Origin of the sequence: Sphingobium cupriresistens LL01, assembly GCF_001046645.1 — a bacterium.
GTDB classification, from domain to species: Bacteria; Pseudomonadota; Alphaproteobacteria; order Sphingomonadales; family Sphingomonadaceae; genus Sphingobium; species Sphingobium cupriresistens.
The window spans coordinates 21,381-45,455 of the sequence record NZ_KQ130442.1 but is presented as its reverse complement, the minus strand read 5'-3'; the positions used below and the strand labels follow the sequence as shown (position 1 = coordinate 45,455).

Here is a 24,075-nt window from a genome sequence, read left to right as displayed (position 1 = left end):
GCGCAGGCGCTCGGCGATGAGGTCGATCGCGTCCTCGTTCATCAAGTCGGCAACCTTGACCCCCTCGGCCGCACAGGCGCCGAGCAGCCAGGCAACATAGTCGCGGCGTTCGGCGCCGATGCCCTCATAGTCGAAGGTGGTCGTGCGGTAGCCGATCTCTTCCATTTGCGGGCGGCGCAGGTCGTTGCGTAGCCGAGGATGGCCGACCAGAAGGACCGACAGCAGCACGCCGGCATCAGCCACCACCTCCATCAACCGCTTGAGGCCGGTCAGCGTCTTGTGGTGCAGGTCATGCGCCTCGTCGACCACCAGTACGACCGGGCGCTTGCCCTTGCGCATGATGTCGCGCAGGTCGCGCTCGCGGCGCTCGGCCTGCTTGGGAATCTTCACCTGGGCACGGTCACCGGGCGAGAGATCGTAGAACAGCGCCTCGATCAGCGAGGGCAACGAGGTGCGGCGCTTGTCGACCGCAAGCGACTTGGCGACGGCGACCTTGCCCGCCCGGGCCAGCTCGTCCTCGATGCGGCGCAGCAGGTGCGTCTTGCCCGATCCGACCAGGCCGGAGACGACGATCAACCTGCCGGTCTGCACGGCCGCACAGACCTCGCGCACGAGGTTGCGCTGATGCTCTGTCTCGAAGTTGCCGACGCCTTGGAACGGGCGGGCGAGCCCGTAGCTGGATTGAACGTCGGCGAGCATCAGCTTGTCCCCCGTCTTGACTGGAACCGCTCTCGGATGCGGTCAGCGATGATGGTCTTGTCGAGCGTTTCGCCCAGCAGCGCGTCGATGAAGGCGCGGTCTGCCTCAGGCAGCGAGCCGAGCGGTCGCCGGAGCTGGTCGACGATGGCGTGGCGCGCCGCGAGCCCGGTCGGGTATGCCGTCTCGACCGCCGGCTCCGGAAAAGGTGTTTGCCGCACCGCGAGCCCTGCGGTGGAGGGCGGCAGCGACGGCAGCGGCCGGTCGCCGCCCGTCACGGTCGCGCGGGGCAGCCCCAGCTGGTCAGCGAGCCGGACCACCTTGTCGAGCCGCTCCTCGGCGCGGCTCTTCTGATACTTGCGATAGCGGTAGAGCGGCACGGCGCCGCGCGACGGCTCGTAAGGGCCATGCCGCTTGCCGTCATGCTCCACGAAGAGCTGCTGGTCGAACAGCCCCCAGAGCAGCGTCACCGTCTCGCCGGCGAGCTCGGGCTCGACCTCGTAGGAAGCGCCCTCAACCGAGACGGTCGCGTCGCCCGCAACGGTGCGCCGCTCGGGCTCACGAGCGAAGGCGCAGAACCGCTCCCATGAACACATGGCCCGCACGCCATCGCCGGGCAGGTGCCGCAGCCAGTGCTCGATCCGCGCGTGTGGCTCGGAACGATGGTCGCCGTTGTTGTAGGTGACCAGCGCACGCCGCATCCACAGATTGGCTTCCGCCTCGTCCTTGGGTTTGTGGAAGTGGTACAACGTCTCGTGCACCTCCTTCACCGTGCGGAACGGCCGCTCGACCTTGCCCTTGGCGCGGGCCGCGGTGTGCCGGTCGTCGGCCTTCGGCGGCAGATGGGTGAGGACGCGCACGCCGAGGCTGCCCATCACCGACTGGAACACGCGCGACCGGCTGACCGGGCCGTTGTCCATGTAGATCGTGACCGGCAGGCCCTGGAACGGCAGTTCGGGCTCAGGCTTGGCGGCGAAGGCGTTGAATAGAAAGCGCAGCGCGGACTCGGCATCCTCGCCATAGACGCTGCGATATTCCTGGTAGACCACGCCCGAGCAGTCATCGACGGCCGAGAACAGCATCAGCGTGGGTTTGCCGCGACCCTGCTCGATCCAGAGCGGCGCCTCGACCTGCTTGAGGTCGGACGGGCTCATGTCGAAGTGCCACAGCTCGTTGGATCGCCGCGCCTGAAAACGAACGGCTGCGTGGGGGCGGGTCACGCGGGCATAGTCCAGCCCTGATGAGCGGAGCAGCCGGTCGATGGTCGCCCGCTTCAGCAGGCCGGGTGCTACCTTGACCAGGCCCTCCGGCGTCTCGACGCCATCGGTTTCCAGGAACTCGATGGCGCGGGCGGTCGAAACGTGCCGGCCCTTCTTGTTGGTGGTCCTGATCTTCAGTGCGGCGACGATCTCGGCGTAGCGCTCCATCTCGGCCTGCGGGGCAACCCGCGTCGCACCATGGTCGGACCGGCGCACCGACTTGGGGCGGTTCAGCTCGCGCAACGCCCGGTAAAGGGTCCAGATGGAGATGCCATAGGCCTCGGCCGCACGGGCGATGATCTCGGTGCGACCGGGGTCGCGTGGGGGCAACAGCGACAACCGTCGGCGAAGATCGATCAGCGCCTCTCCAGGCGGTCGCTTCGCCCGGTCAGCCATGGGCTGTTGCAGCCTCCTTGATCGATGCACCGCTGCCGCGCTTGCCTGCATAGCGATAGAGGGTCGCGACCGACACGCCCATGCGCTTGGCGATGTCGCGCACCGGCAACGTGCCCTCCTTCATCATCGCCCGTGCCGCGGCGACGTCGCTCGGGCGCATTGCCGATGGGCGGCCACCCTTGCGACCCTGCCGGCGCGCCTCCACTAGCCCCGCGGTAGTTCGCTCGCGGATCAGGGCACGCTCGAACTGCGCGATGGCGCCGAACACGTGAAAGGTGAGCATGCCACCCGGCGTTGTCGTGTCGATGCTCTCGGTCAGCGACACCAGCCCGATCTTCTCGCGCTCCAGATCCTCGGCCGTGGCGATCAACTTCTTGAGCGAGCGGGCGAGGCGGTCGAGCTTCCAAACAACCAGCGTGTCGCCTGCGCGCAGCACGTCTTCCAGAATGCGCGCCAGTTCGGGCCGGTCATCGCGCGCGCCCGACGCCTTTTCGGTGAACACCCGCTCGCAGCCGGCCCGCCGCAGCGCATCGAGCTGGAGCTCGGGGTTCTGGTCGCTGGTGCTGACCCTGGCATAGCCGACCCGCATGAGCGTCTGATCTTCTCCAAACTCGTGCGGGGCATACCGTTTTGCGACGCGGGTTTCCAGAACAGTTTTGACAAAGTGCGGCCCGCAGATTTACGTTGCCGGCCCAGCAAGGCGATCGGCTCGTCAGAAACGGTCGTTTTGCAGAACCGCTGAGGAGCCGGGTTCATGCAGGTGCTCGATACGGTTGGCTGGGTCGGTGATGGCGACGACACCGACTTCTTCCTCGCAATCGAGCGCACCTTCGATCTGCGCCTGCGCTCGAACCTGCCTTGGACAACGTTCGGCGAGGTGCGTGACCATGTCGTCGCGCATGTCGCAGCCTACAGCGGGGGCGGCACGACATGCGCCACGCAGATGACGTTCTACAGGCTTCGACGCGCGCTCGGGCTTGGCCGGCACGTCGGGCCGGATGCGCCGTTGGCGCCGCTGATCGGTGGGAAGCTGCGCCAAGCGTTCAGCGACCTGGAAGCCGATACCGACCTCAAGATGCCGGCGACGCGAGCCGGATGGCTTGGGATTGTCAGTGGTCTCTGCTTCGCTGTCGCGGTCGCGATCCTCGCCTTCACGACGCTGGCACCTCCCCTTCGCATCTTCGCTGCTGGAGCGAGCGCCTACGCGGGGCTATGGTTACGGCACCTCGACCGCCGGCGATTACCTCGGAGGTGCGACACTATCGGCGATCTCGCCCGACTGGTCACGGAGCAGAACCGTGGCAGGCTTGCCCGCGACGGCGCGCGCCTCACCGCCCCCGAGATTTGGCGGATCATCCAGCAACTGGCCGCCGAGGAGAGCGGGATCGACCCCGATCTGATTGGGTCGGAAACGACCTTCTTCCGAGCCAAAGTGCGAGCAGCCTGATCAATGGCTTACTGGATTGCATAGATTGATGCCGAGACACGGGACATTGCGTGGCGTCGGACTGACGGCTTTGGGTGCCGTTGTCGTCGCAGGCTCTTTCGTCGCTCTCGGATTGCGACCGGATGGGATCGCCAGCTACTATCGCGATACGCTGACTCCGGCAGGGTTTGCCATTTGGTTCTGCGGCTTCGTAGCCGCCACACTCGCTCCACCCGCCATAGCTGTACTCTGCTGGTTTGGCGCCATGCGGTTCCGCTACGGGTGGCTTCTCCACATCCTGCTTGTTCCTGCCACCTACGCCGCTGTGCGAGGATCAATCGCGCTCATGCTCGCGGTAGCAAGTGAGCCGGACAGCGATGGCCCAACGAGATGGGCTACCGATCCAGCAGTGATGCTGATGGTGGTTTGCCCCATCGTGTACTTTCTGATCTTGGGTTCCACAAAGCTGCGTGAGCATCGCGCATCAGCAAATGACTGCTAATCTCGACTTTGTAGTTGGCAGATACCATGAGCGGCCCTTTGCCGTTTGCGAGCAGACGCGGATGATGGCGAGCACATTGTCGGATAGCGTGAGCAGCATAGTCGGCTCGTTGTCAGGTAATCTGGGCAGGAAAAGGCGCTGTTTGCGAGCAGAAGCTGCTACGGTTGCAAGCGCCTACAATTAGCCGTTGCCGGTTGTCATGCAGCCTCCGACAACGGCCAAAAGCAGGCCGTAGAACAGACGCCGAAACATCCTTGGAAGAAGCTCCCCGATGGGAGTTGGGGTTGGTTGGAGGCGTCGCCGAGCGAGAAATTCGCGAACGAACAGGCCGAGCGGTGCTGGCCGAGTAAGGGCCGGTGGGATTGCTTGAGCGCATCGACGCTGGTCCAGGTCGGCGACATGGAACCGCCTACGGTCTTCGCGAGCCGGTATATCAAAGCCCGTTACACCGATCCGGCAATCGGTATTGGAGACGATGCCGTTCGAGGCGGCTACTCCTGCCAATCCATCAATGGCAAGATGATCCGAGAAAGCATCTTTCAGAACGGACAGGGTGGCGCGTCTCACTCCCTCCAGACCAATGACGTTTTAGTCGGTCAACAGGGCGGCGGCGTGGTTTGGTCACCGGATTTCGTAGTCCGTTACATGAGAGAAAATAGCGTCGAACCCACCCTTCGCTACCTCGATTGTCTTCACGTCACCACGATGGTCGTTGAGAACAGCTTGGCAACAATCAACACGACTTCCCTCAAATATGGAATGATGACGGGGCGTGACGATGTAATGCTTTACGACATGGAGGGACGTAAGGAGGAACCCTGAACATTTACAGGTGGCGGGCCGCATCCATGCGCTGATGCAGGATACGGATAACGGCGATGCCGTAGCTGGTCAGCCGAAAATAGATGACATGCTGCTCGACGCCCCGCCGCCGATAACCGGGCCGGATATTGGCGCAGCCCTGCGCCTGCTGCGGCGCTTCGGCCAGATTGGCGCAAGCGGCTTCGATGAGGTCGGTGTAGCGCATCGCCTGGGACAAATCCCAATGCGCCACGGTGTAGTCGAATATCGTGTCGAGGTCGCGCTGCGCTCTCGGACTAAGCCGGTATTCAGCCATGCTGCTCGGCTTTGCGCCGCTTGAACGCAGCGAAATCGAACAGCTCCGGCTCCCCACTCTGCTCACCCTCGATCAGCGCCTGACGAATACTCTCGATCTCGAGTCCGCGCTCCTGCTCACGCCGGATGAGGTCGCGGATCGCCTCGCTGTCGTTGGTGTAGCTGCCTGCGTCGATCTGGGCGGCAATCCATGAATTTTGCTGTTCGGTTAGGGTAATGGTCTTGCGCACGGTCGCCATATTAGCCTCCATGAATCATACTATTGGTGCGTTTTAGCATACGCTATGATGCTTTCAAAGCTGCTACCGCCCGAACCCGATAGCCGGCCCATCGCGGTCATGCCCGCGCTGGCGTTGTCGCTGTCGATCGCGCTCGTCCTGACCATGATCGAGCGCCGGCGTCTGTTCTCGCCGGGGTGACTGGTCGAGCGCCGGTAGCGCATCGAACCCGTCGCCGGCACTAGTCTGCAACCCCGCCCGCATCGTCCGCGCCGCGCCCTGCACCAGGCTCGCCATGCCATGCGCCGCCAGCTCGGCCTGGTCGCGCACCCGCTGCCCCATCTCCTGCAGCCACTCCCGGCCGCGCTCGAGATACGCCCCCAACCCGCGCTTCTCCTCGATCGCCTCGTTCATCTGCCCGCGCGGCGTGACGGCGTGCGGCTCTTCGCCTGCCGCGATCTGCTCGGCATACGCGCGCCGCTCGATCGCGGCCGAGGCATGGCCCATCTTCACGGTCGGCTCCATCTCTACGCCTTGGCGGGCGTAGCTACGATGATCGACCCGCTCGGCCACCTGCGCCAGTTCCAGCGCGTCGTTGACCTGTTCGGCCCACCGCTCCCGGATCGCCTCCACCTCGACTGACGCCGACGATCGCACGTCGAGCTGGCGCGTCTTCGCCCCCAGCCCGTCCGCGTCCACCACCCGCGTCGTCGTCATGACGTGCGCGTGGTGGTTGCGATCGTCGCCATAGTCGTGCGGGGCATGGATCGCCGCATCGACCGCCACCCCGTAACGGTCGCGGATATCCTCTGCGAAAGCACGAACCAGGTCGCGGCGCTGGCCGGCGTCCAGCTCGGCCGGCAGTCCCAGCTCATACTCCCGCGCTACCTTGGCGTCCTTACGCTTCTCCGCTGCCTCGGCCGCGTTCCACAGCGCCGATCGGTCCTGCGCCCACTCCGCGCCTTCCGGCACGACGATGAACGCATCCTCAACCCCGCTCCGTCGCGTGTAGTCGTGCACCAGGCCGTCGCGCTCGTTTTCGAGGGCCACGCCGGCACGATACGCGACCGCCGCGACGGCGCTGCGCCCGGTCGAACGCGACACCGATTTTACCGCCAGATGGTAGATCGCCATCGGTCGCGCGCCTTCCTCGAACGTAGTCCAGCGGCATGACGCTGGTCGGGGTGTGGGGCGGAGGCCCCGCTGTCGCTCGGCGACATGGGTCAGGGTGTCCCTGCCGCACGCATTACGCAGTAATGCTAAAGTGCGCCCTTGTCTCCTACTGTCGTCTCGGGTGGCTTCGTTTGTCGGTTTGCGCTATGCTCGGTTCGTGATCGTGCTTTGACGCGGAGAAGGTATGACTGCCCCCACTCCCGAATCTGTCGAACTGGCGAAAAAACGTCTTGCCCAGGCCAAGGCTCGCCTCGATGCGCTCAACGCCCGGATCGCCACCGAAGGCCGTCGCCTCGATACCCGCCGCAAGATCATCCTGGGTGGCCTGCTCCTCGATGCCGCCACCAAGGATCAGCGGTTCGCCGGCATCGTCTCCGAGCTGACCCACCGCATCAGCCGCGATCAGGACAGGAAACCGTTCGAGGGGTGGACACTGCCCGGGGAGGACCGCTGATGGACCGCGATCGTGACGACGATCCCCGCCGCCCGGTAGAGCGCGGAAGGGGGCGTGATCTGCTCGGGTCCGATCGCCACGATCCCCCGGCCGGCAAGTTCGACCCGGCCGAGTTCGACATGCCCACCGACCCTCCGCCCTCTGCTGCCGGTCGCGCTCGCGGTGCCGCCGACGCCGCCCAGGCGCACAGCTTCTTCTCCCACCTCGATACCAACATCCAGCGCATCCTTGCCGGTTTCGGCACCCTGCGCGACCTGGGGACCGACGTGCGCGCCAGCCTCGCCGATGCCGCCGCCAGGGACGCCCAGCGCGCCGAAGATGAGGAAGCCCGCGACACGGCCATAGCGGCCCGCCTGGTCGATCCTGCGGTTCTGGCAGCCCGTGCGGAGGCCGGAGCGCGTCATGGGGCCGCAGATGGCCTTGCCGGGGCGGGAGAGACCCTGCGGCGTCGGATCGATGCTGACACGGCCGCGCACGCCGCCCTGAACGATCGTCTTGCCGCCGATGCCGCCGATCGCCGCGCACATGAACTGCGCCGGCGCCGGTGGGACAGGTGGTGGAACGGCGCGCTCGCCGGCTTCGCCCTGCTGGTGCCTGTTGCGCTGGGTTACGGCTATCACCTCGGGAACGGGGCCGGTGAAGCATCGGGCTATGCCCGCGCCCGCGACGAGGTAGCTGCGGCCAGCTGGGCGAACACCGTCAACGGCAAGCTCGCCCGGCAGCTCGACCAGACCAGCACTTCCACCATCCCCCTCATCGCGAACTGCTCGGGCAAGGGATGGAGTAAAACCAAACAGGACGGTCAGCGCGTTTGCTACGCCGCGCCGACCACAGGATGGTACAGGCCTTGAGCTTCGATGATCGCACCCGCACCTGGCAGCTCATCATGACCGGCGATGATCTCCGGCACATCACGCTCGAAACCCAAGCCGACATGGCGCGGCTGCTCGACCTCGATCCTTCGATTTCGCACCTGACGCTCGAAATCGGCGACGGTCGCGTCCACGTCGCCCGCGACTGGCCAAGCGACCAGTACGAGGATGCCGATCGCCTGATCGATCGCATTGCCGCCTCGGGCGTGTCCGCGGTCGTTGTCCACGATGGCAACGGCAAACCCCCTCGCCGCGTGACGACCGCCGAATGATCGCGGACCGTCCTCGCTCCCAACTCCTTCCTCGCCAAGCTAGCGGCCGATAGGCCGCCTCTGTGACGGCGTAGCCGGCACGCACCATCGGCGTATCGGCCTTTGGCCGATTCCATCTAAATCTCCTCCGTTCCGCGCGCGGTGATTCATGATTCTAGATTCTATGATTCAGGGGGGTCGCATCCCACTGATTTTAAAGGCCGATTCCAGCCTATTATGAGGAATGGGGTGGGGTATCATGAGTTTTGGGGTGGGGTATCGTGAGAAATGGGGTGGGGTATCGTGAGAAATGGGGTGGGGTATCGTGAGAAATGGGGTGCGTGAAGTGAGGAGCTAGCCGCGCTCATCTCATGATACTTGACCGTGTTGTCGCATCGAACGATTGTGCTGCCATGAGCGAGGCAGCCGACGATAAGCCTGGGCGCACGATGGAAGTTGCGCGGATCGAGAAGGAGCGGGGTTCCGACACGATCGTGCAACCGCGCGAACTGGTCGAGGTCCGCTATGCTCGCGGTGCTTCGCTTACCCTCTCGGCTCGCAAGATTCTCGCCCTGATGATGCACCAGGCCGCTGGCGACGCATGGCGCGACCAAGAACATCGGATCGCCAAGCGCATGCTGCGCGGCTCCCACAATTCCAATGATCGCCTTACCGATACGATCGACGAGCTAATGGGTATCTTTTTTGCGATGCCCGATCAGGTCGAGGGCGACCAAGGGCGGCGCACGTTCCAGATGATCGAGGAGACATTTGAGGGGGGAGAGCAGGGGTGGCTGATCTACCGATTCACTCGCCGCGCCCGCGATCTTCTGAAAGACAGCGAAGCCTATGCCCTGCTGCACCGGGCAACAGTGCTAGCGTTCGATAGCAAATATGCCCTCGAACTCTACCAGCTCGGAGCGTTGCTCTATCGCCGCGACGTGCCGATCTGGCGGGGGGACGTCGCCACGCTACGGTCCAAACTCGGCGTTCCTGAAGGCACCTATGGGGGCTCTGTTGCAAAAATCGTGAAGCTTGAGCATGCTTGGCGGAGATTGGACGGACGGAACGATGACGGATTTCAAGTGGCGCCATTTCCAGGGTGATGTGATCCTGTGGGCGGTGCGCTGGTATTGTCGCTATCCGATCAGCTATCGCGACCTTGAGGAAATGCTGGCGGAACGCGGCATTTCGGTCGACCATACGACGATCTATCGCTGGGTCCAGTGCTACGCCCCGGAGATGGAGAAGCGGCTGCGCTGGTTCTGGCGGCGTGGCTTTGATCCGAGCTGGCGCCTGGATGAAACCTACGTCAAGGTGCGGGGCAAGTGGACCTACCTGTACCGGGCAGTCGACAAGCGGGGCGACACGATCGATTTCTACCTGTCGCCGACCCGCAGCGCCAAGGCAGCGAAGCGGTTCCTGGGCAAGGCCCTGCGAGGCCTGAAGCACTGGGAAAAGCCTGCCACGCTCAATACCGACAAAGCGCCGAGCTATGGTGCAGCGATCACCGAATTGAAGCGCGAAGGAAAGCTGGACCGGGAGACGGCCCACCGGCAGGTGAAGTATCTCAATAACGTGATCGAGGCCGATCACGGAAAGCTCAAGATACTGATCAAGCCGGTGCGCGGTTTCAAATCGATCCCCACGGCCTATGCCACGATCAAGGGATTCGAAGTCATGCGAGCCCTGCGCAAAGGACAGGCTCGCCCCTGGTGCCTGCAGCCCGGCATCAGGGGCGAGGTGCGCCTTGTGGAGAGAGCTTTTGGCATTGGGCCCTCGGCGCTGACGGAGGCCATGGGCATGCTCAACCACCATTTCGCAGCAGCCGCCTGATCGGCGCAGAGCGACAGCCTACCTCTGACTGCCGCCAATCTTTGCAACAGAGCCCCCTGCCGGGATGCCGACAGCGGCATGGACCAGTTCATGCGCGAGGATGGCCGCGATCTGTGCCGGCATGGCGTCGGGCGCATGGGCAAGGTCCGGACGGATGAAGATTTCAAAATGGCCGTCCGCGCTCAGCCGGTTATCCCAGCACTCGCCGATCGCCTTGCCCTTGGCTCCCGCGCTGGTGAAGCCGATCGCCACGCGCACCCGGTCGGGCAGGGGAGCTTCCAGCGCCTCAAAGAGCGGGGCCATGCCCGCCGCCACCCGATTGAGCCAGCTTTCCCGGTTGTCGTGGGTCATCGTCTCTATTCCCTTCAGATCGCCTGTCCGGCGATGGCCATGCCATCGGCCGGAACACGGACGCCCAAGAACGCCGGCGAGAGAGGGGGGCAGCGGGAATCGACGGGGTGGAGCGGGCGCAGCGAGGCCCAGCCGAGCGAGCCACGGCCCGTCTATTCCCGTTGCTGGGGAGAGGGGGGGCGGAACGTCCTCTCCCCACTGAACAAACGACATGCCGGCCAGCGCCGGCACCTTGTCCCCGAGATCCGCGCACGCGATCTCGCCCGCCATGTGGATCGTCACCGAATGGCCAAGACCGCGTGCGGGCTTGGGGAGCGCAGCGACTAGAGCCACGGTGCCGCGCAAGCGGCAGGCGCACAATGGTTGTAATTGTAGCTCAGTTGAGCTACATCGAACACGGATCACAGGAGGTTCTTATGGCCGCTACCGCTTTCGTGCGTGCGCGCATCGACGAAACATTGAAGGATGAAGCCGCCGCCGTCCTGGCCGAACTGGGGCTGACCGTATCCGATGTGGTCCGCATGACGCTCACCCGGGTCGCGAAGGATCATGCCTTGCCGTTCGAGCTGAAAGTGCCGAACGCCGAAACACGGGCAGCCATCGAAGCCTCTCGCGCCACGATGAAGGCCCGCCGCGCCCGTTTCACCGATCCTCAGGAAGTCTTTGATGCCCTCGACCAAGAAGCCCGCCAGCAGTAAGCGCGCCTCGCTCCCCCGAGAGGCGTCTTATGAAAAGCGGTTCGCGAAGGATTGGGAGCGGTTGTCGCGCAGCGGGCGCTACAACATGAAGCAGCTCAAGGAAGCGATGATGCTCCTCATCGCCAACGACGCGCCGCTTGGCCCGGAATGGCTGGACCACGCCCTCAAAGGCGATTGGAGCGATCATCGCGAGTGCCATATCGGCGGCGACTTCCTGCTCATCTACACGATCGAGGGAAATCTGGTGAACTTCGTGCGCGCCGGCACGCATTCGGAACTGTTCGAATAGCCTGCCGCTTCCTGGCGAACACAAGAAAAGCAAGCGAAGCGCTACTGTTTGGCTATCTTTTGTATATCGCTTGGATAGCGCTCGCCAGCAATGAAGGGGAAGCCATGAAGGCCATATTCATCCGCCACGGCGAAAGCACCGGCAATGCCGGCATGCCCTGTCACGATCTGGCGACGATCGAGGCCACGAACAGACGCGCCAGGTTACCGCGAGCTTGCCCGAAGCCGACCCCGCAGTATCACGTCACCTATACCCGCACCCGGCAGAGCGCCGCGCTGCTGATCGCGTTTCCCCGCCGTGCGGGTCGAGACGTGGCCCATAGGAGAGAGCTTTAAAACAATCCTGCGATGCAGCGATGGACGCCTCAGTTCACCTGACGCCGGTGCTTGCCACCATACTTCTTGCCGCAATAGTCATCCAGTTCCCGCATCTCGTTCACGGCGGCGGCGACCAGCGCGGTGGCGCAGGACAGACCGCTGTCCGGTGTAGCCATCCGGGCCTCCACGCGATTTCGCAGTTCCTCGATGTCGGCGCGCGACAGGACGTTCTTTTCTCGCAAATAGCAGATCAGGCTTTGCAACAGGATCATTGCCTTGTCGCCGGGGGCCACATTATCGTTGTTCATCATCTTTCCGGTATCCTCTGGAGCGACCGTATTCCTCGGCCTGTAATGAGAAGATGATATGATGCTGAACAATTGTCCAGTGCCCGGGGACCTTCAGCTCACCAAAATGCCAATCGAGCTGCGCCAGCCTTGGTCCGCGCGCACTGAGCAGGTCCTCAATTGCACATTGCGGCGAGTTCCCGGCGGAACAGCGACGCCATGTAGTGGCGCAAGATTTTGTGGTCTCGGTAAGGAAACAGCTCGGCCCCCGCTACCATTCCCCAGGACATGGTGATGATGAAGTCCACCACCGTTGATCTGTCCTGTGGAGATGCGCCCGGCGCCAAAGAGGCCAGCGCCGCTCCCAGGCTGGTGCGCAGCCGGACATCCGCCTTGCGATTGATCTCGGCGATGATCGGGTTACACCCCACTGTGGCCACGAATTCGCACATCATGCGGCGATTTTCATGCGATGGCTCATCGATGGCGATTCGCTCGATCCAGGCGAGGATACCTTCGCGATCCCCCACCGCGACCGCCGTCTCCAGCGTCTCTTCCTCGAGCCATTCAGCAAGGTCGGCTTCGCAGATGGCGGCAATGATCGCCTCCTTGTTGGCAAAGTCCCGATAGATCTGCCCCACCGCGATGCCGGATGAACTGGCGATTTGGGCCATCCCGGTCTGATGGAATCCGCGTTTGACGAAGAGATCGCGGGTCGTGGCCAATATATGCTGCCGCCGCGCCGCAGAGCGGGGTCCCCGCACTCTTGCGACCGAATTGTTTTTTGCCACCATACCTCCCTAGCCCGCCTTATTCACCAAAAGTGTCCTGAAGGGTTGGCGGGAGTGGCGTAAGCCTCTGATCTGAATTAGGAACTGGGTGTCTAAGCCGAACCTGCCGCAGGGCAGAAAATGCCACGGGCCACACCCGCCATGAACGATGATATCGCAAGCTCATTTGGATTCCCAGCAGTCGGCCGCAAGAAAATCACAGCTGCGTTCGACGGTGGCCGGCTTACCTCGGATGGCGGTGTTCTACTGCTTGCACAGGCCGAGCGCGCGATGGGGATTTGCCAGCGCCTGGCGGCTTGTATTGCCGATCCGCGCGATCCAGCGCGGGTGATCCATCGCCTGGATGACATTCTGCGTGCCCGTGTGTTCGCGATTGCGTGCGGCTATGAGGATGCCGATGATCTCGATGCTCTGCGCGACGATCCAGGCTTCCGCCTGGCGCTCGGCAAGCTGCCGGAATCGGGCGCGGGGCTGGCCAGCCAACCGACGATGAGCCGGTGGGAAAATGCACCGACTACGCGCGAACTGGCCAGCATGATGGCCGCGATGATCGACATCTACTGCGCCAGCTATCCCGCCCCTCCGACAGCGGTCACGCTGGATATCGACGACACGTGCGACGTCGTGCATGGCTATCAACAGCTCTCGTTCTGGAACGGGCATCATGGGGAGCGCTGCTTCCTACCGATCCATATCTACGACACCGCGACCGGCAGGCCGGTGGCCATGCTGCTGCGCACAGGCAAGACGCCTTCTGGAAAGGAGGCGGCGGGGCACATCCGACGCCTGGTGCGTCACCTGCGCCGTAATTGGCCCGATACCCACATCACTATCCGCGGCGACGGGCACTATGGTCGACCCGAGGTCATGGCCTACTGCGATGCGGCCCGCGTCGATTACGTGTTCGGCCTGCCCACCAATTCAGCGCTGCGCGCCGATCCCGCCATTGTTGCGGTCGCCGATGCCTGCGCGGTCAAGCGCGCCCAGCGTCAGTGTCCCGTCCTGCGCAACTATGCCGAGACCCGCTATGGGGCAAAGACCTGGAAGTGCCAGCGTCGCGTCGTTGCACGGATCGAGGCCAGCACGCTGGGCATGGACATCCGCTATGTCGTCACCTCGTTGGCAACAGGATCGGCCGAGCACATCTACGACACGCTCTACTGCGCGCGTGGTCAGGCCGAGAACCTGATCAAGCGCCACAAGTCCCAGCTCGCCAGCGACCGAACCTCGTGCCGCTCGGCCAATGCCAATCAGATGCGCCTGATACTGCACACTGCCGCATACTGGCTGCTATGGCGCATCCAGCAGGCGATGCCCAGGACCGCTGCTCTGGCAAGCGCGGAGTTTACCACCTTGCGCCTGCGGCTGCTCAAGGTCGCTGCGCGCGTCGTAGAAAGTGCTAGCCGCATCCGCATTGCCTTCGCTTCCGCCTGTCCGGATGCCGACCTGTTCCGCGCCCTCGTTCTCCGGCTGAAGCCTGCGCCGACGTAGCCCATGCGGCAGCGCCGCAGAACTCCGAGCCCAGCCCTTCAACCCGAAAAGCCCATCAATCCGAATGCGGTGAAACAAACGCCAGCGATGCCGGTCGTCCGCGCAATACAGCCAGCCGCAGCAAATGCCCAGAGCGGACCCGAAACCGAGCGTCGTGAATAAGAGAGGCTAGTGGATTGATCGGAACGAATGGGTAGTGTGCGTGAAGTTCTGCAAAATCGCTTGAGGAGCGAGGCGGTCATGGCAGGCTGGTGATGTTCAACGTCACCGAGGAGACCCGCCATGACCAGGACCGAGATTAAGCCTGCTGTATCCGCTGTCAAAGAGTTGCTGGCGCAGGAGCCGGATGCGCTTCGCGAGATTGTGCGCAGCGTGATGCAGGCGATGCTGGAAGCCGAGATGGACGAGGCGCTGGGCGCGGGCAAGAGCGAGCGCAGCGATGCGCGGCTCGGCTACCGTTCGGGGCATTACCCGCGCACGCTGGTGACGCGGGTCGGCAAGCTGGAGCTGCGGGTGCCGCAGGACCGTGCCGGGCGCTTCTCGACCGAGCTGTTCGAGCGCTACCAGCGGTCGGAGCAGGCGCTGGTGGCGACGCTGGCCGAGATGTATGTCCAGGGCGTTTCGACGCGCAAGGTCAAGGCGATCACCGAAGAGCTGTGCGGCCATGCCTTCTCGGCCTCGACGATCTCGGCGATCAACAAGAAGCTCGATGGCAGCCTGGCGGCCTTTGCCCAGCGCCGCCTCGACGAGCCGTTCCCTTATCTGATCCTTGATGCCCGCTACGAGAAAGTGCGCGAAGGCGGCGTGGTTGGAAGCCAGGCGGTGCTGATCGCGATCGGCATCGACTGGGACGGCAGGCGGCAGATACTGGCCGTGGAGATGGCCAATCGCGAGAGCGCCACGTCATGGAAGGACTTCCTGCTGCGCCTGCGTGACCGGGGCCTGCATGGCACCGAGTTCGTCGTCGCCGACGATCATGCCGGCCTGCGCGCGGCGATCCGCGAGGTGCTGACCGGCGCCGCATACCAGCGCTGCTACGTGCACTTCCTGAGGAACGCGCTCGATCACTTGCCAAGGAAGGCCGACGACGACTGCCTGCAGGAACTGCGCTGGCTCTACGACCGGCGCAACCTCGCCGAGGCCCGCGCCGATCTCGCCCAGTGGCTCGCCCGATGGAGCGCCAAATATCCCAGGCTCACCGACTGGGCCGAGGAGACGATCGAGGAGACCTTCTCCTTCTACCGGCTGCCACGCAGGCATCACAAGCACATGAAAAGCACCAACATGCTCGAACGCTTCAATGAGGAAATCCGGCGGCGAACCTATGTCGTGCGGATATTCCCCAACGCCCCCAGCTGCCTGCGCCTGGTCCGCGCACTCGCCGTCGAAACCCACGAAAACTGGCTCGAAGCCAACCGCTACCTCAATATGGACGAACTGCGCGAGCAGAAGAAAACCGAACTACGCAAAGCCGCATGACCAGCACCATGACCGCCAATTTGCAGAACTTGACGCACACAACCTGGTTGGCTAGCGTGTTTGCCGCCGGAGCTGTGCTTCGCCGTTGGTGATCCGAATACGGACGGTGCTTCCAGCAGATAAAAGACAAACGAGGGGATGATTCATGAAGGCTTATCTTTACTGTGGCGTCGCTGGCCTCCTGCTCGCGGGCGAAGGTCCCGCTTTGGCGCAAGGCGCACCGGCATCGGCGCCCGGGCCGAACGCTGCGACTGCGCAGGGCGCGAACGAGATCGTGGTTACGGCGAATAAGCGCGAGGAAAAACTCAACAATGTCGGCCTGTCGATCACAGCGCTGTCCGGTGATGCGCTGGCGGAGCGTAAGATAACCTCGCTTCAGGACGTCGCGTCCGCCATTCCTGGTCTTGCCTACGCGCAAAGCGCCACCAACACGCCGATCCTCACGTTGCGTGGCGTAGGCTTCAACGAAAGCTCGCTCGGCGTCTACCCGGCGGTCAGCGTCTACGTCGACCAGGCACCTCTTCCGTTTCCGGTCCTGGCAAGCCATTCGGCGTTCGATCTTCAGCGGATCGAGGTCCTGAAAGGCCCGCAGGGAACCTTGTTCGGCCAGAACTCGACCGGCGGTGCGATCCACTATATCGCAGCCAAACCGACCCGCACCTTCACCGCGGGCGGCGACATCAGCTACGGCCGCTTCAACGAAATTGACGGCGATGCCTATCTGAGCGGCCCGATCACGGAGAACCTGCGCGCTCGCATAGCTGTTAGCGGCACGCACACCGATGACTGGCAGCGCAGCAGCAGTCGCCCCTACGACACAAACGGAAAGGTCTCCTACATCACCGGGCGCGCCATCGTCGATTGGGATGCGTCGGACAGCGTGCGGTTCTCGCTCAGCCTGAATGCGTGGCGCGATACATCGGATCCGCAAGCCTCCCAATACATCGCACTTCGCGGCCAGAACCCGTTCGTGCAGCAATCGTCGATCGATTATCCGTTCTCGCCACAAAATCCTCGGGCGGCCGACTGGTCGACGGGTATCAGTACGCCGCGCAGCGACCGCAAATTCTACCAGCCCGCGCTCCGCGCGGACATCGATCTCACCGACGCGATCACCCTGACGTCGCTCACCTCTTACGGCCACTACACCCAGCGGCAGACGACCGATGGTGATGGCATGGCGCTTGCACAAGGCGATCTGGTCAGGGATGATGGCCGGATCACCACCTTCAACCAGGAAGTGCGCCTTGCCAACTCGAGCAAGTCGGCGTTCCGATGGGTCCTCGGCGCCAACTACGAGCGCAGCCGCACTTACGAGAACCAGTTCCTCAACTTCGCAGATTCGTCCCAGAACAATGCCGGTGCTAATTTCATCGATGCGGGGGGCGTATACAATCGCCAACAGATCAGGAACTATGCGATCTTTGGGAACGCCGAATATGACCTGACCTCCAGACTGACGCTGAAAGGCGCAGTTCGGTATACCAACAGCCACAATCACGCGCTGACATGTACCTATGACGGCGGCGACGGACGGGTGGCGCAACTCCTCAACCTGCTGGGAAGCCTTCTCGGGACCGTGCCGTTCACGCCGATCGGCATCAATGACTGCTACGCGCTCAACCAGAACAACGTCCCGGGGACGCCCTATATCGGCCAGCTCAACCAGCACAACGTGTCCTGGCGGGCCGGTGCGGACTATCATGTCGGGCCGACCTCGTTGCTCTATGCGAACGTGTCTCGCGGGTATAAGGCGGGCAGCTTCCCGGTACTCGCTACCGCAAGCCAGTCCTCGCTGAACCCGGTGACACAGGAGCAACTCACTGCCTACGAGGCGGGCGCGAAGCTGGGTCTCTGGGATCGAAAGGTGCAGCTCAACCTGGCCGGCTTCTATTATGATTATCGTAACAAGCAGGTGCGCGGAAAGATCAACGATCCGTTGTTTTCCGTGCTCGACCTCCTGGTCAATGTTCCGAAATCGCGCGTCCTTGGTTTCGACGGAGATGTGACGATCAACCCGTTGCCGGGCCTTAGTCTCACAGGATCCCTCACCTATCTCGATAGCAAGGTCCAACGCTATTCGGGTTACAACGCGATCGGAGAGGTCAACAATTTCGCGGGCGACCGGCTGCCCTTCACGTCGAAGTGGAATGTCGGCCTCAATGCCGACTACAAGGCTCGACTCGACAATGGCGGAGCGCCCTTCATCGGAATTACGATGAATGCGCGATCCTCGCAGGACGCGGTAATCGGCGGCGACCGCATCGTCATCCCACCATCGCCGGTGAACAAGGTACTTCCAGGCTTAATCCATCCCTTCGAGATGAAGGGCTACGCCACGTTCGACGCGCGGGTGGGATATGAGGCGCCGGATGGACGCTGGACCGTGTCCCTCTGGGGCAAGAATATCTTCAACAAATATTACTTCACCAGCGTGATCACTTTCGACGACTCGATTTCGCGATTTGCTGCTCGGCCAGCGACCTATGGAGTCACGCTTGGCTTCAAGTTCGATTGACGTGCGCCTGGCATGGGCGCCGAAGGGAAGAGGGGACACCGTCACGTCCCTTAATATCGTCGGCTGGGACTTTGCAGGCCGGCGGACCTGAGCTTCGAGAAAACGCCGGTCATCTCCGCTCAAGACAACCAAATCCGCCCGTCTGCCCGCCATCACATTAACCTCCGTCTGATCTACAAGGGCTTATACAATGAAGCTTACTTCAGTTCCAGGTGACTAGATCAACACCCGTTCCACCTCATCGAGCGTCACGTCATCGGGCCTCCGATCGTAGAGCTGGGTCGTGCGCGTGGAGCTATGGTTCGCCATCGTCGCGGCCGTCTCCAGCGTGCCGCCGTTCTTCAGGTAAGTGGTAATCCCGGTCGCGCGGAACGAATGGTTGCCGATCGCCGTGCCGATCTCGGCCGCCACCGCGCGTCGGCGCACCATCGCGAACGCATTGGCCTGGGGCAGGGGAGTGTCGCTTAGCCGCTTGGTCCCGCGCGCGATCGTGCGGAACAACGGCCCCTTGGCTTGCGCGCGCAGCTCACACCCGTCGATATAGGCGGTCAGATAGTCCTCAAGATTATGGTGGCAGGGCATTTCGTGCTGCTTGCCGCCCTTTTCGTGCAGCCGCACCCAGAGACGGCGGTTCTGCATGAAAACGTCCTCGACACGCATGGAGAGCGCCGCGCCGATCCGCGCGAACGAATAGACCATCAGCCCGATTAGCGCGCGGTCGCGCAGACCCGCCGGCCCACCCACGTCGATCGTATCAAGCAGCCGCCGCGCCTCGTCGGGGGCCAGCACCGGCGTCTTGCCGCGCCGCTGACTATGCGCCGGCCCGCGCACCGATGCGGCGGGGTTCACCGGCATGACCTGGCCTATCACCAGCCAGTCGAACAGCCGACGCACGCCGGCGAGCTGCTGCTTGACGCTGGGCGCGCTCATCTCGCCTCCCAGCGCCTCGATCCACGCGCCGACGTGGAGCGGCTGCACGGCCCCAAGGGACGTGACCCCGCGCGCCGCTACCCAGGTCAGGAAGTCGCCAGCCGCGCGCGCATAGGCGCGGCGCGTATGCGCGTTGCGGATGGTGACGGCGAAAAACTCCAGGAACCGCAACCGCGCGCGGTCGTCGGCCGACGCGATCAGCGCCGGCAAGGCCAGCGTGGGCGAGGGAAGGGGGGCGAGCTGAGCCATTACCCCTCTCTCCGCCAGCGTGCGGGCGCGGCGCGCGGTTCGACGCGACGGCGCGCCATCTCCGCTTGCACCTGTTCATGGGGAGTGCCCGGCCTCGGATCATCGACCGCCGCCTGCAACAACCGGCGCAGCAACGCGTCGCGCAGATCACGATGCGGCTCCAGATCGCGGAAGTTGCCGACGATCGCGAACACCGCCTCCGAAGGATCGGCGAACATGCCGCGCTCGATCGGTTCCAACAGCCAGTCGGCCAGCGCCGGGGGCAGATAGGCCTCAAACCGCAACCCGCCCGCGCGGGCCTGCTCCCGCAAGCTCTCGGCCTGGGCGCGGGACACGGGATTGTCATACGGGTAATCATCCTCGTCGTGCATGTCGGGGACACCGCCGATCTGGGTCATGGCCGGCCCCGGACATGGGCGGCGGGATCGATGATCGTGATGGCGTCGCGCGAGCCGTTGGCGACGGCATCGGCGATCCCGAAGATCTCGACGCGACCGCCTTCGTTGTAGATGCGTCCCGCCACCGTGCCATGGATGATTGCGCGCGCGCCGGTCTCGATCGTCAGGTTGCCCGTAATTGTGCCGTGGAGGATGAAACGGATGCCCCGATGCAGCGTCGCATCGCCAGCGACCATGCCATAGAGGGCGATATTCTCCTCGATGGCGAAGGGGCCTTCGATCTTGTCGTGCACCGCGCGCATTATGCCGCCGCCTCTATGTCCGTCAGGGCAAAATCATTGCCCTTGAACAACAGCGGCTCGTCGGTCGCCTTGGCCAGCGCATAGGAAAAGCAGTCGCCAAAGTTCAGGCCCGCTTTGTGGCGGCCCTTGCCGAAATCGAGAAACGCCTGTCGCGCCAGTTCGCCATGATCGAGCGTCACCGGTTCGATCGTGATGCCGGCGCGGCGAAAGAAGGCTTCGGTCTGGCGCATCCCTTCGGGACCGAGCTGGCGTTCGATGACCATCGACAGCTCGACATAGCTGGCGACGCTGATGCGGCAGGCATCGGCATCATGGATGGCTTGTGCGAAGGTCGCCGCTTCGGGTTCGCGATAGAGGATCGCGACCAGGGCCGAGGTGTCGAGGATCATTTCGGCAGGCCATTATCGTCATAAAACAGTTCGGCATGATCGACATAGGGGCGCTTCACATGCGTGGCGGCGCGATCGGCGATCGTTAGCAGTTCCGCGACGCTCGCCTTGCTTTTCTGACGCTCGATCCTGGCGAAGCGCTCGCGCAGCGCCTCCGTCACCACGCGGGTCATGCTCTGGCCGGTCGCTTGGGCGATGGCCTGCGCAAGCCGATGGGCTTCAGGGTCTTTAACATTGAGGCTCATGGTCCGCCTTTCTAGAAAATTAGCCACCTTTCTACCATGCAGCGCGCCTAAGGGGAAGAGTGTATGATAAAGGACATTATCACACATTCAGGGGACCATGATCGCCATGCCCGAGACGGCCTCGACACCGCCGCAGCGCCGCCCTGTCATCCGGACCGTAAGCTTCGATGAGGCCGGCGCGGCGATCGGCCGCTTGCTGCCGATCGCGCTGCCGCCCACGCGCGCGGCCGAGACCGGCGCGTCGGCCAAGGTCGCGGATTTTCTGTTGGCCTGGTGGAATGGCGACGAGTGCGGGCATTTCCCGATCCTGCATCTTTGCAACGTCGATGCCGTCATTGCCGAGGATATGCTGACGGTCATGGCCTATCTGGCGCAGGAGTCGACCACCTATGCCGATGCCTGGGGTTACCGCGACGCGATGCACGACCTTTGGGTGCGCTATCGCGGCGACCCCGCCGAGAGCGTTTAAACGTCTCCGAAGATCCACCGTAAAAAGGGATGCCGGCATGATCGAAAATGACGACGAGGCTTTTGCCGACAACTGCGCCGAGCGCGACCAGGCCAAGGCGCTGCGCGAGCAGGCGCGCGGGGGCGGGCTGCGTTTCGAGGTGTATCTACCCGGCGACATGGCCGATTGGCTGTTGGCGCAGGTCGAGCGGGGCCATTTCGTTGATCCGTCCGAGGCGGTGTTCGCGATCGTCCAGAACTTCATCGAGATGGAGCCGCACCGCGATTTGCGCGACGAGCTGTTGCGCCGGATATTGGACGAGTCGGTTGGACGCGGGCTTGAGGACGTGAAGGCGGGCCGCGTTCGTCCCGCCGATGAGGTGTTTGACGAATTGCGCCGGGAGCTGGCGAAGCCCCGCCGCGAGCCGGCCCGCTGGCAGAAGATCGCACGATGAACCAGCTCGCCCTCCTACCCTCGCCCGCGCTGGCGTTGCCGGCCTTGATCGCGGCGGCCGACGACGCCACGCGGCTGCGCTTCCTTGAGTTCTTCGCCGTCACCATCCGCAATCCGCATACGCGCCGTGCCTATGCGCGCGCGGCGGGCGACTTCCTGGCCTGGTGCGAGGCGCGCGGCGTTGCCTCTCTCGCTGGCGTGCAACCGCTCCACGTCGCGGCCTGGGTCGAGGCGCTGGGGCGCGAGCTGGCCGCGCCCAGCGTCAAGCAGCAGCTCGCCGGCGTGCGCCACCTGTTCGACTGGCTGGTAACGGGCCATATCGTGCCGGTGAATCCTGCCGGATCGGTGCGCGGGCCGGCGCATAGCCAGCGGCGCGGCAAGACGCCGGTGCTCGCCCCCGACGAGGCGCGGCGGCTGCTCGATACCATCGACGTGACGACGCCGGCGGGCCTGCGCGACCGCGCCCTGATTGGATTGATGGTCTATTCATTCGCACGGATCGGCGCGGCGCTCGCGATGCGGGTGGAGGACGTGTTCGTGCAGAATCGCAGGCTTTGGGTGCGCCTGCACGAGAAGGGCGGCAAGCGCCATGAAATGCCCTGCCACCACAACCTTGAGCATTATCTCGCTGAATATCTCGACGGGTGCGAGTTGCGCGAAGACCGCAAAGGGCCGCTGTTCCGCACGATCGCGCGCGGCACTAAGCGCCTCAGCGATACCCCCCTGCCCCAAGCCAATGCGTTCGCGATGGTGCGCCGGCGCGCGGGCGCGGCCGAGATCGGGACGGCGATCGGCAACCATTCGTTCCGCGCGACCGGGATCACCACCTATCTGAAAAACGGCGGCACGTTGGAGACGGCCGCGACGATGGCAAACCACAGCTCGACGCGCACCACCCAGCTTTACGACCGGAGACCCGATGACGTGACGCTGGACGAGGTGGAGCGGGTGTTGATCTAGGCGGCGATCGCCGGCGCACACGCCCAGCGGTCGCCATCCCAATGAAACCCTAGCCGCTGCGCGTTGCTGATCGCGGGCGGCTCGCCCTTGCGCCAGAAGGCGCGCATCTTGGCGCGCTCGTCCAGATCGGCGTCGGCGACGATCGCGCGCGCGGCCTGGATGAACTGCCCATGTCCGAACACATAGACGAGCGAAGCGGGCGGCATGGCCGCGAGGCGGGCCAGCGCCGCCTCGCAGCGCCCGAGCAAGGCGCGGAAACTCTCCGCCCCTTCCCCGTCGCAATAGTCCGGATCGGCCGCGCTCCAATAGCGTTCGAGGTGCGGCATCCGTTCGGCGCTGCGCGTGCCGTTCCAGCGCGCCGGTTGCAGATAGGTAAATTCTTCGATCGGCCACACTTCGACCGGCACGCCAGGAAAGCGCGCTATCGTCGGCGCGGCCGTCTGCCGGGTGCGGGTATAGGGCGACGTGACGATGAGCGCGGGCGCTTGCGTCCAGCTCGCCGCGACCTGGCGCGCTTGTTCGTGGCCGCGCTCCGTCAGCTCGATCGCCGCGAGATCATGGCACGGCACGCCGGCGTTGCCGGTGGATTCGCCGTGGCGGATGAAGATCGCCCGCATGTGCGTCATCTATCCGAATACCTCGCTATGCGAGCCAAGGCGCGCGAGGCGCAGCGTTTCGTCGTCGGGCTTGGCGTAGATCAGCACCAGATCGGGCTTGACGTGGCAATCGCGGTAGCCCGCCCAATCGCCGCTCAGATCATGGTCGCGGTATTTGGGATCAAGCGGCGTGTCGGTCGCGAGCGCGGCCAGGACAGGCAGAAGATCGGCATCGAGGGTCGCTCGATGCCGGCCCTTTGATTCCCGCTTGTAGTCGCGCTTGAACCGGGTCGAACGATCAATCGTCCGCACGGAGGTCCGCCATCAGCGCATCGACGCTGGCGAACTTGGTCCCCTTCCCCGCCGCCAGCTCTGCCATTGCCTCGCGTGTCGCGGCGTTCGGAACCTTGACCTCGAAAGGCAAGCGCCGTTCGTCGGCGATACGCAGCATCAACAGTCGGATAGCGTCGGAGATCGAAAGGCCCATCGCGCCCAGCGCGGCGGTGGCGCGTTCCTTCGTCGTATTGTCGATCCTGGCGCGGACATAGGTGTCGGAAACAGCCATTGGGATTTCCTTCTGAAAACGTAGTCCCAACGTAGTCACAAAATCTGATTTTGGCAATGGGTGCGGTGATTATGCGCCTGCCGCTGACGCGGCATCGTGGCTCTAGTCGCTCACGCTCCC

The 24,075-nt window shown here is 63.9% G+C and carries 31 protein-coding genes and 2 pseudogenes; 16 read left to right on the top strand and 17 right to left on the bottom strand.

From position 1 onward, the window contains the following. From V473_RS22280 to V473_RS22270, 3 genes are all read right to left on the bottom strand, one after another. A partial coding sequence (locus V473_RS22280) for an ExeA family protein (protein WP_066609361.1) occupies positions 1-699 on the bottom strand: 699 nt, incomplete at its 3' end. Then, the gene (locus V473_RS22275) at positions 699-2,351 is read right to left on the bottom strand and encodes an IS481 family transposase (protein WP_007685992.1); all 1,653 of its coding nucleotides are present in this window, start codon (positions 2,349-2,351) and stop codon (positions 699-701) included. The genes V473_RS22275 and V473_RS22280, both read right to left, overlap by 1 nt. After that, the gene (locus V473_RS22270) at positions 2,344-2,940 is read right to left on the bottom strand and encodes a recombinase family protein (protein WP_007685993.1); all 597 of its coding nucleotides are present in this window, start codon (positions 2,938-2,940) and stop codon (positions 2,344-2,346) included. Before V473_RS22270 ends, V473_RS22275 begins: the two co-directional genes overlap by 8 nt. A gap of 165 nt (positions 2,941-3,105) precedes the next feature. On the opposite strand from V473_RS22270, the gene V473_RS22265 reads away from it, so the two are divergent. Continuing rightward, a complete protein-coding gene (locus V473_RS22265) occupies positions 3,106-3,798 on the top strand; it encodes a hypothetical protein (RefSeq protein ID WP_007685994.1) in 693 nt (230 codons plus the stop codon). 847 nt (positions 3,799-4,645) lie between these two features. Then, positions 4,646-5,101, top strand: coding sequence for a hypothetical protein (locus V473_RS22255; RefSeq protein ID WP_148648506.1), 456 nt, complete (start codon positions 4,646-4,648; stop codon positions 5,099-5,101). 4 nt (positions 5,102-5,105) lie between these two features. On the opposite strand, the gene V473_RS22250 is transcribed toward V473_RS22255, so the two are convergent. The 3 genes from V473_RS22250 to mobQ form a co-directional block, all read right to left on the bottom strand. After that, a complete protein-coding gene (locus V473_RS22250) occupies positions 5,106-5,396 on the bottom strand; it encodes a type II toxin-antitoxin system RelE/ParE family toxin (protein ID WP_066609359.1) in 291 nt (96 codons plus the stop codon). Further along, positions 5,389-5,634, bottom strand: a complete 246-nt coding sequence (locus tag V473_RS22245; protein ID WP_066609365.1) for a type II toxin-antitoxin system ParD family antitoxin — start codon at positions 5,632-5,634, stop codon at positions 5,389-5,391. Before V473_RS22245 ends, V473_RS22250 begins: the two co-directional genes overlap by 8 nt. Positions 5,635-5,697: 63 nt before the next feature. After that, positions 5,698-6,747 carry a MobQ family relaxase gene (gene mobQ / locus V473_RS22240; RefSeq protein WP_082679295.1) on the bottom strand — a complete coding sequence of 350 codons (1,050 nt, stop codon included), beginning with the start codon at positions 6,745-6,747 and terminating at the stop codon, positions 5,698-5,700. 223 nt (positions 6,748-6,970) lie between these two features. Here mobQ and V473_RS22235 point away from each other — a divergent pair, with 223 nt between their 5' ends. The 5 genes from V473_RS22235 to V473_RS22215 all read left to right on the top strand — a co-directional run bounded on the left by V473_RS22235 (position 6,971) and on the right by V473_RS22215 (position 10,199). Beyond that, entirely contained in the window at positions 6,971-7,240 is a 270-nt protein-coding gene (locus V473_RS22235) for a mobilization protein (RefSeq protein ID WP_066609358.1), read from the top strand. Beyond that, entirely contained in the window at positions 7,213-8,091 is an 879-nt protein-coding gene (locus V473_RS23850; RefSeq protein WP_148648505.1) for a hypothetical protein, read from the top strand. The genes V473_RS22235 and V473_RS23850 overlap by 28 nt, the downstream gene beginning before the upstream one ends. Before the next feature lie 35 nt (positions 8,092-8,126). Then, positions 8,127-8,384, top strand: coding sequence for a hypothetical protein (locus V473_RS22225; RefSeq protein ID WP_066771034.1), 258 nt, complete (start codon positions 8,127-8,129; stop codon positions 8,382-8,384). Positions 8,385-8,776: 392 nt separating this feature from the next. Continuing rightward, entirely contained in the window at positions 8,777-9,469 is a 693-nt protein-coding gene (locus tag V473_RS24230; RefSeq protein WP_066609355.1) for a replication initiation protein, read from the top strand. Further along, positions 9,435-10,199: an IS6-like element IS6100 family transposase gene (locus V473_RS22215; RefSeq protein ID WP_001389365.1), complete on the top strand. Its 765-nt coding sequence runs from the start codon at positions 9,435-9,437 to the stop codon at positions 10,197-10,199. Before V473_RS24230 ends, V473_RS22215 begins: the two co-directional genes overlap by 35 nt. Positions 10,200-10,253: 54 nt before the next feature. Here V473_RS22215 and V473_RS22210 read toward each other — a convergent pair. Then, positions 10,254-10,550 (bottom strand): annotated as a pseudogene (locus V473_RS22210) (transcription elongation protein SprT); the annotation flags it as partial. 416 nt (positions 10,551-10,966) lie between these two features. On the opposite strand from V473_RS22210, the gene V473_RS22205 reads away from it, so the two are divergent. The 3 genes and pseudogenes from V473_RS22205 to V473_RS22195 form a co-directional block, all read left to right on the top strand. After that, a complete protein-coding gene (locus V473_RS22205) occupies positions 10,967-11,248 on the top strand; it encodes a type II toxin-antitoxin system RelB/DinJ family antitoxin (protein WP_007684554.1) in 282 nt (93 codons plus the stop codon). Beyond that, positions 11,217-11,537 (top strand): type II toxin-antitoxin system YafQ family toxin, encoded by a 321-nt coding sequence (locus tag V473_RS22200; RefSeq protein ID WP_021246202.1) that lies wholly within the window; start codon positions 11,217-11,219, stop codon positions 11,535-11,537. The genes V473_RS22205 and V473_RS22200 overlap by 32 nt, the downstream gene beginning before the upstream one ends. A 104-nt stretch (positions 11,538-11,641) precedes the next feature. Continuing rightward, a pseudogene (locus V473_RS22195) lies at positions 11,642-11,864 on the top strand (histidine phosphatase family protein); the annotation flags it as partial. 37 nt (positions 11,865-11,901) lie between these two features. Here V473_RS22195 and V473_RS22190 read toward each other — a convergent pair. Further along, positions 11,902-12,165, bottom strand: coding sequence for a hypothetical protein (locus V473_RS22190; protein ID WP_007684562.1), 264 nt, complete (start codon positions 12,163-12,165; stop codon positions 11,902-11,904). 152 nt (positions 12,166-12,317) lie between these two features. Continuing rightward, positions 12,318-12,866, bottom strand: a complete 549-nt coding sequence (locus tag V473_RS22185; RefSeq protein WP_007684564.1) for a TetR/AcrR family transcriptional regulator — start codon at positions 12,864-12,866, stop codon at positions 12,318-12,320. A gap of 207 nt (positions 12,867-13,073) precedes the next feature. Here V473_RS22185 and V473_RS22180 point away from each other — a divergent pair, with 207 nt between their 5' ends. From V473_RS22180 to V473_RS22170, 3 genes are all read left to right on the top strand, one after another. Then, positions 13,074-14,423, top strand: coding sequence for an IS1380-like element ISSp1 family transposase (locus V473_RS22180; protein WP_013039775.1), 1,350 nt, complete (start codon positions 13,074-13,076; stop codon positions 14,421-14,423). A 282-nt stretch (positions 14,424-14,705) separates the two neighbouring features. Further along, positions 14,706-15,902, top strand: coding sequence for an IS256 family transposase (locus V473_RS22175; RefSeq protein WP_007684572.1), 1,197 nt, complete (start codon positions 14,706-14,708; stop codon positions 15,900-15,902). 145 nt (positions 15,903-16,047) lie between these two features. Further along, the gene (locus V473_RS22170) at positions 16,048-18,420 is read left to right on the top strand and encodes a TonB-dependent receptor (RefSeq protein ID WP_066609354.1); all 2,373 of its coding nucleotides are present in this window, start codon (positions 16,048-16,050) and stop codon (positions 18,418-18,420) included. 216 nt (positions 18,421-18,636) lie between these two features. Here V473_RS22170 and V473_RS22165 read toward each other — a convergent pair whose 3' ends face one another. Genes V473_RS22165 through V473_RS22145 form a run of 5 tightly spaced genes read right to left on the bottom strand, consistent with a single transcriptional unit; the run spans position 18,637 to position 20,933 of the window. Continuing rightward, positions 18,637-19,599 carry a tyrosine-type recombinase/integrase gene (locus V473_RS22165; RefSeq protein ID WP_007682488.1) on the bottom strand — a complete coding sequence of 321 codons (963 nt, stop codon included), beginning with the start codon at positions 19,597-19,599 and terminating at the stop codon, positions 18,637-18,639. Beyond that, entirely contained in the window at positions 19,599-19,997 is a 399-nt protein-coding gene (locus V473_RS22160) for a hypothetical protein (protein ID WP_007682491.1), read from the bottom strand. The genes V473_RS22165 and V473_RS22160 overlap by 1 nt, the downstream gene beginning before the upstream one ends. After that, positions 19,994-20,299: a hypothetical protein gene (locus V473_RS22155; protein ID WP_007682492.1), complete on the bottom strand. Its 306-nt coding sequence runs from the start codon at positions 20,297-20,299 to the stop codon at positions 19,994-19,996. Before V473_RS22155 ends, V473_RS22160 begins: the two co-directional genes overlap by 4 nt. Then, positions 20,299-20,688 (bottom strand): type II toxin-antitoxin system VapC family toxin, encoded by a 390-nt coding sequence (locus V473_RS22150; protein ID WP_007682494.1) that lies wholly within the window; start codon positions 20,686-20,688, stop codon positions 20,299-20,301. Before V473_RS22150 ends, V473_RS22155 begins: the two co-directional genes overlap by 1 nt. Next, positions 20,685-20,933, bottom strand: coding sequence for a type II toxin-antitoxin system VapB family antitoxin (locus V473_RS22145; RefSeq protein WP_007682496.1), 249 nt, complete (start codon positions 20,931-20,933; stop codon positions 20,685-20,687). Before V473_RS22145 ends, V473_RS22150 begins: the two co-directional genes overlap by 4 nt. A gap of 106 nt (positions 20,934-21,039) precedes the next feature. Here V473_RS22145 and V473_RS22140 point away from each other — a divergent pair, with 106 nt between their 5' ends. The 3 genes from V473_RS22140 to V473_RS22130 are packed head-to-tail and all read left to right on the top strand — an operon-like array spanning position 21,040 to position 22,794. Further along, positions 21,040-21,402 carry a DUF7673 family protein gene (locus V473_RS22140; protein ID WP_041380198.1) on the top strand — a complete coding sequence of 121 codons (363 nt, stop codon included), beginning with the start codon at positions 21,040-21,042 and terminating at the stop codon, positions 21,400-21,402. 37 nt (positions 21,403-21,439) lie between these two features. Then, positions 21,440-21,835, top strand: coding sequence for a CopG family transcriptional regulator (locus V473_RS22135; protein WP_041380118.1), 396 nt, complete (start codon positions 21,440-21,442; stop codon positions 21,833-21,835). Then, positions 21,832-22,794, top strand: a complete 963-nt coding sequence (locus V473_RS22130; protein WP_041380120.1) for a tyrosine-type recombinase/integrase — start codon at positions 21,832-21,834, stop codon at positions 22,792-22,794. The genes V473_RS22135 and V473_RS22130 overlap by 4 nt, the downstream gene beginning before the upstream one ends. Here the strand turns inward: V473_RS22130 and V473_RS22125 are convergent. The 3 genes from V473_RS22125 to V473_RS22115 are packed head-to-tail and all read right to left on the bottom strand — an operon-like array spanning position 22,791 to position 23,955. Next, complete coding sequence (locus V473_RS22125; protein WP_019086510.1) at positions 22,791-23,411, bottom strand: histidine phosphatase family protein; 621 nt, start codon at positions 23,409-23,411, stop codon at positions 22,791-22,793. The genes V473_RS22130 and V473_RS22125 overlap by 4 nt on opposite strands. A 9-nt stretch (positions 23,412-23,420) precedes the next feature. After that, positions 23,421-23,702: a type II toxin-antitoxin system YafQ family toxin gene (locus V473_RS22120; protein ID WP_004212931.1), complete on the bottom strand. Its 282-nt coding sequence runs from the start codon at positions 23,700-23,702 to the stop codon at positions 23,421-23,423. Next, entirely contained in the window at positions 23,689-23,955 is a 267-nt protein-coding gene (locus tag V473_RS22115; protein ID WP_011950390.1) for a type II toxin-antitoxin system RelB/DinJ family antitoxin, read from the bottom strand. Before V473_RS22115 ends, V473_RS22120 begins: the two co-directional genes overlap by 14 nt. Positions 23,956-24,075: the final 120 nt, after the last annotated feature.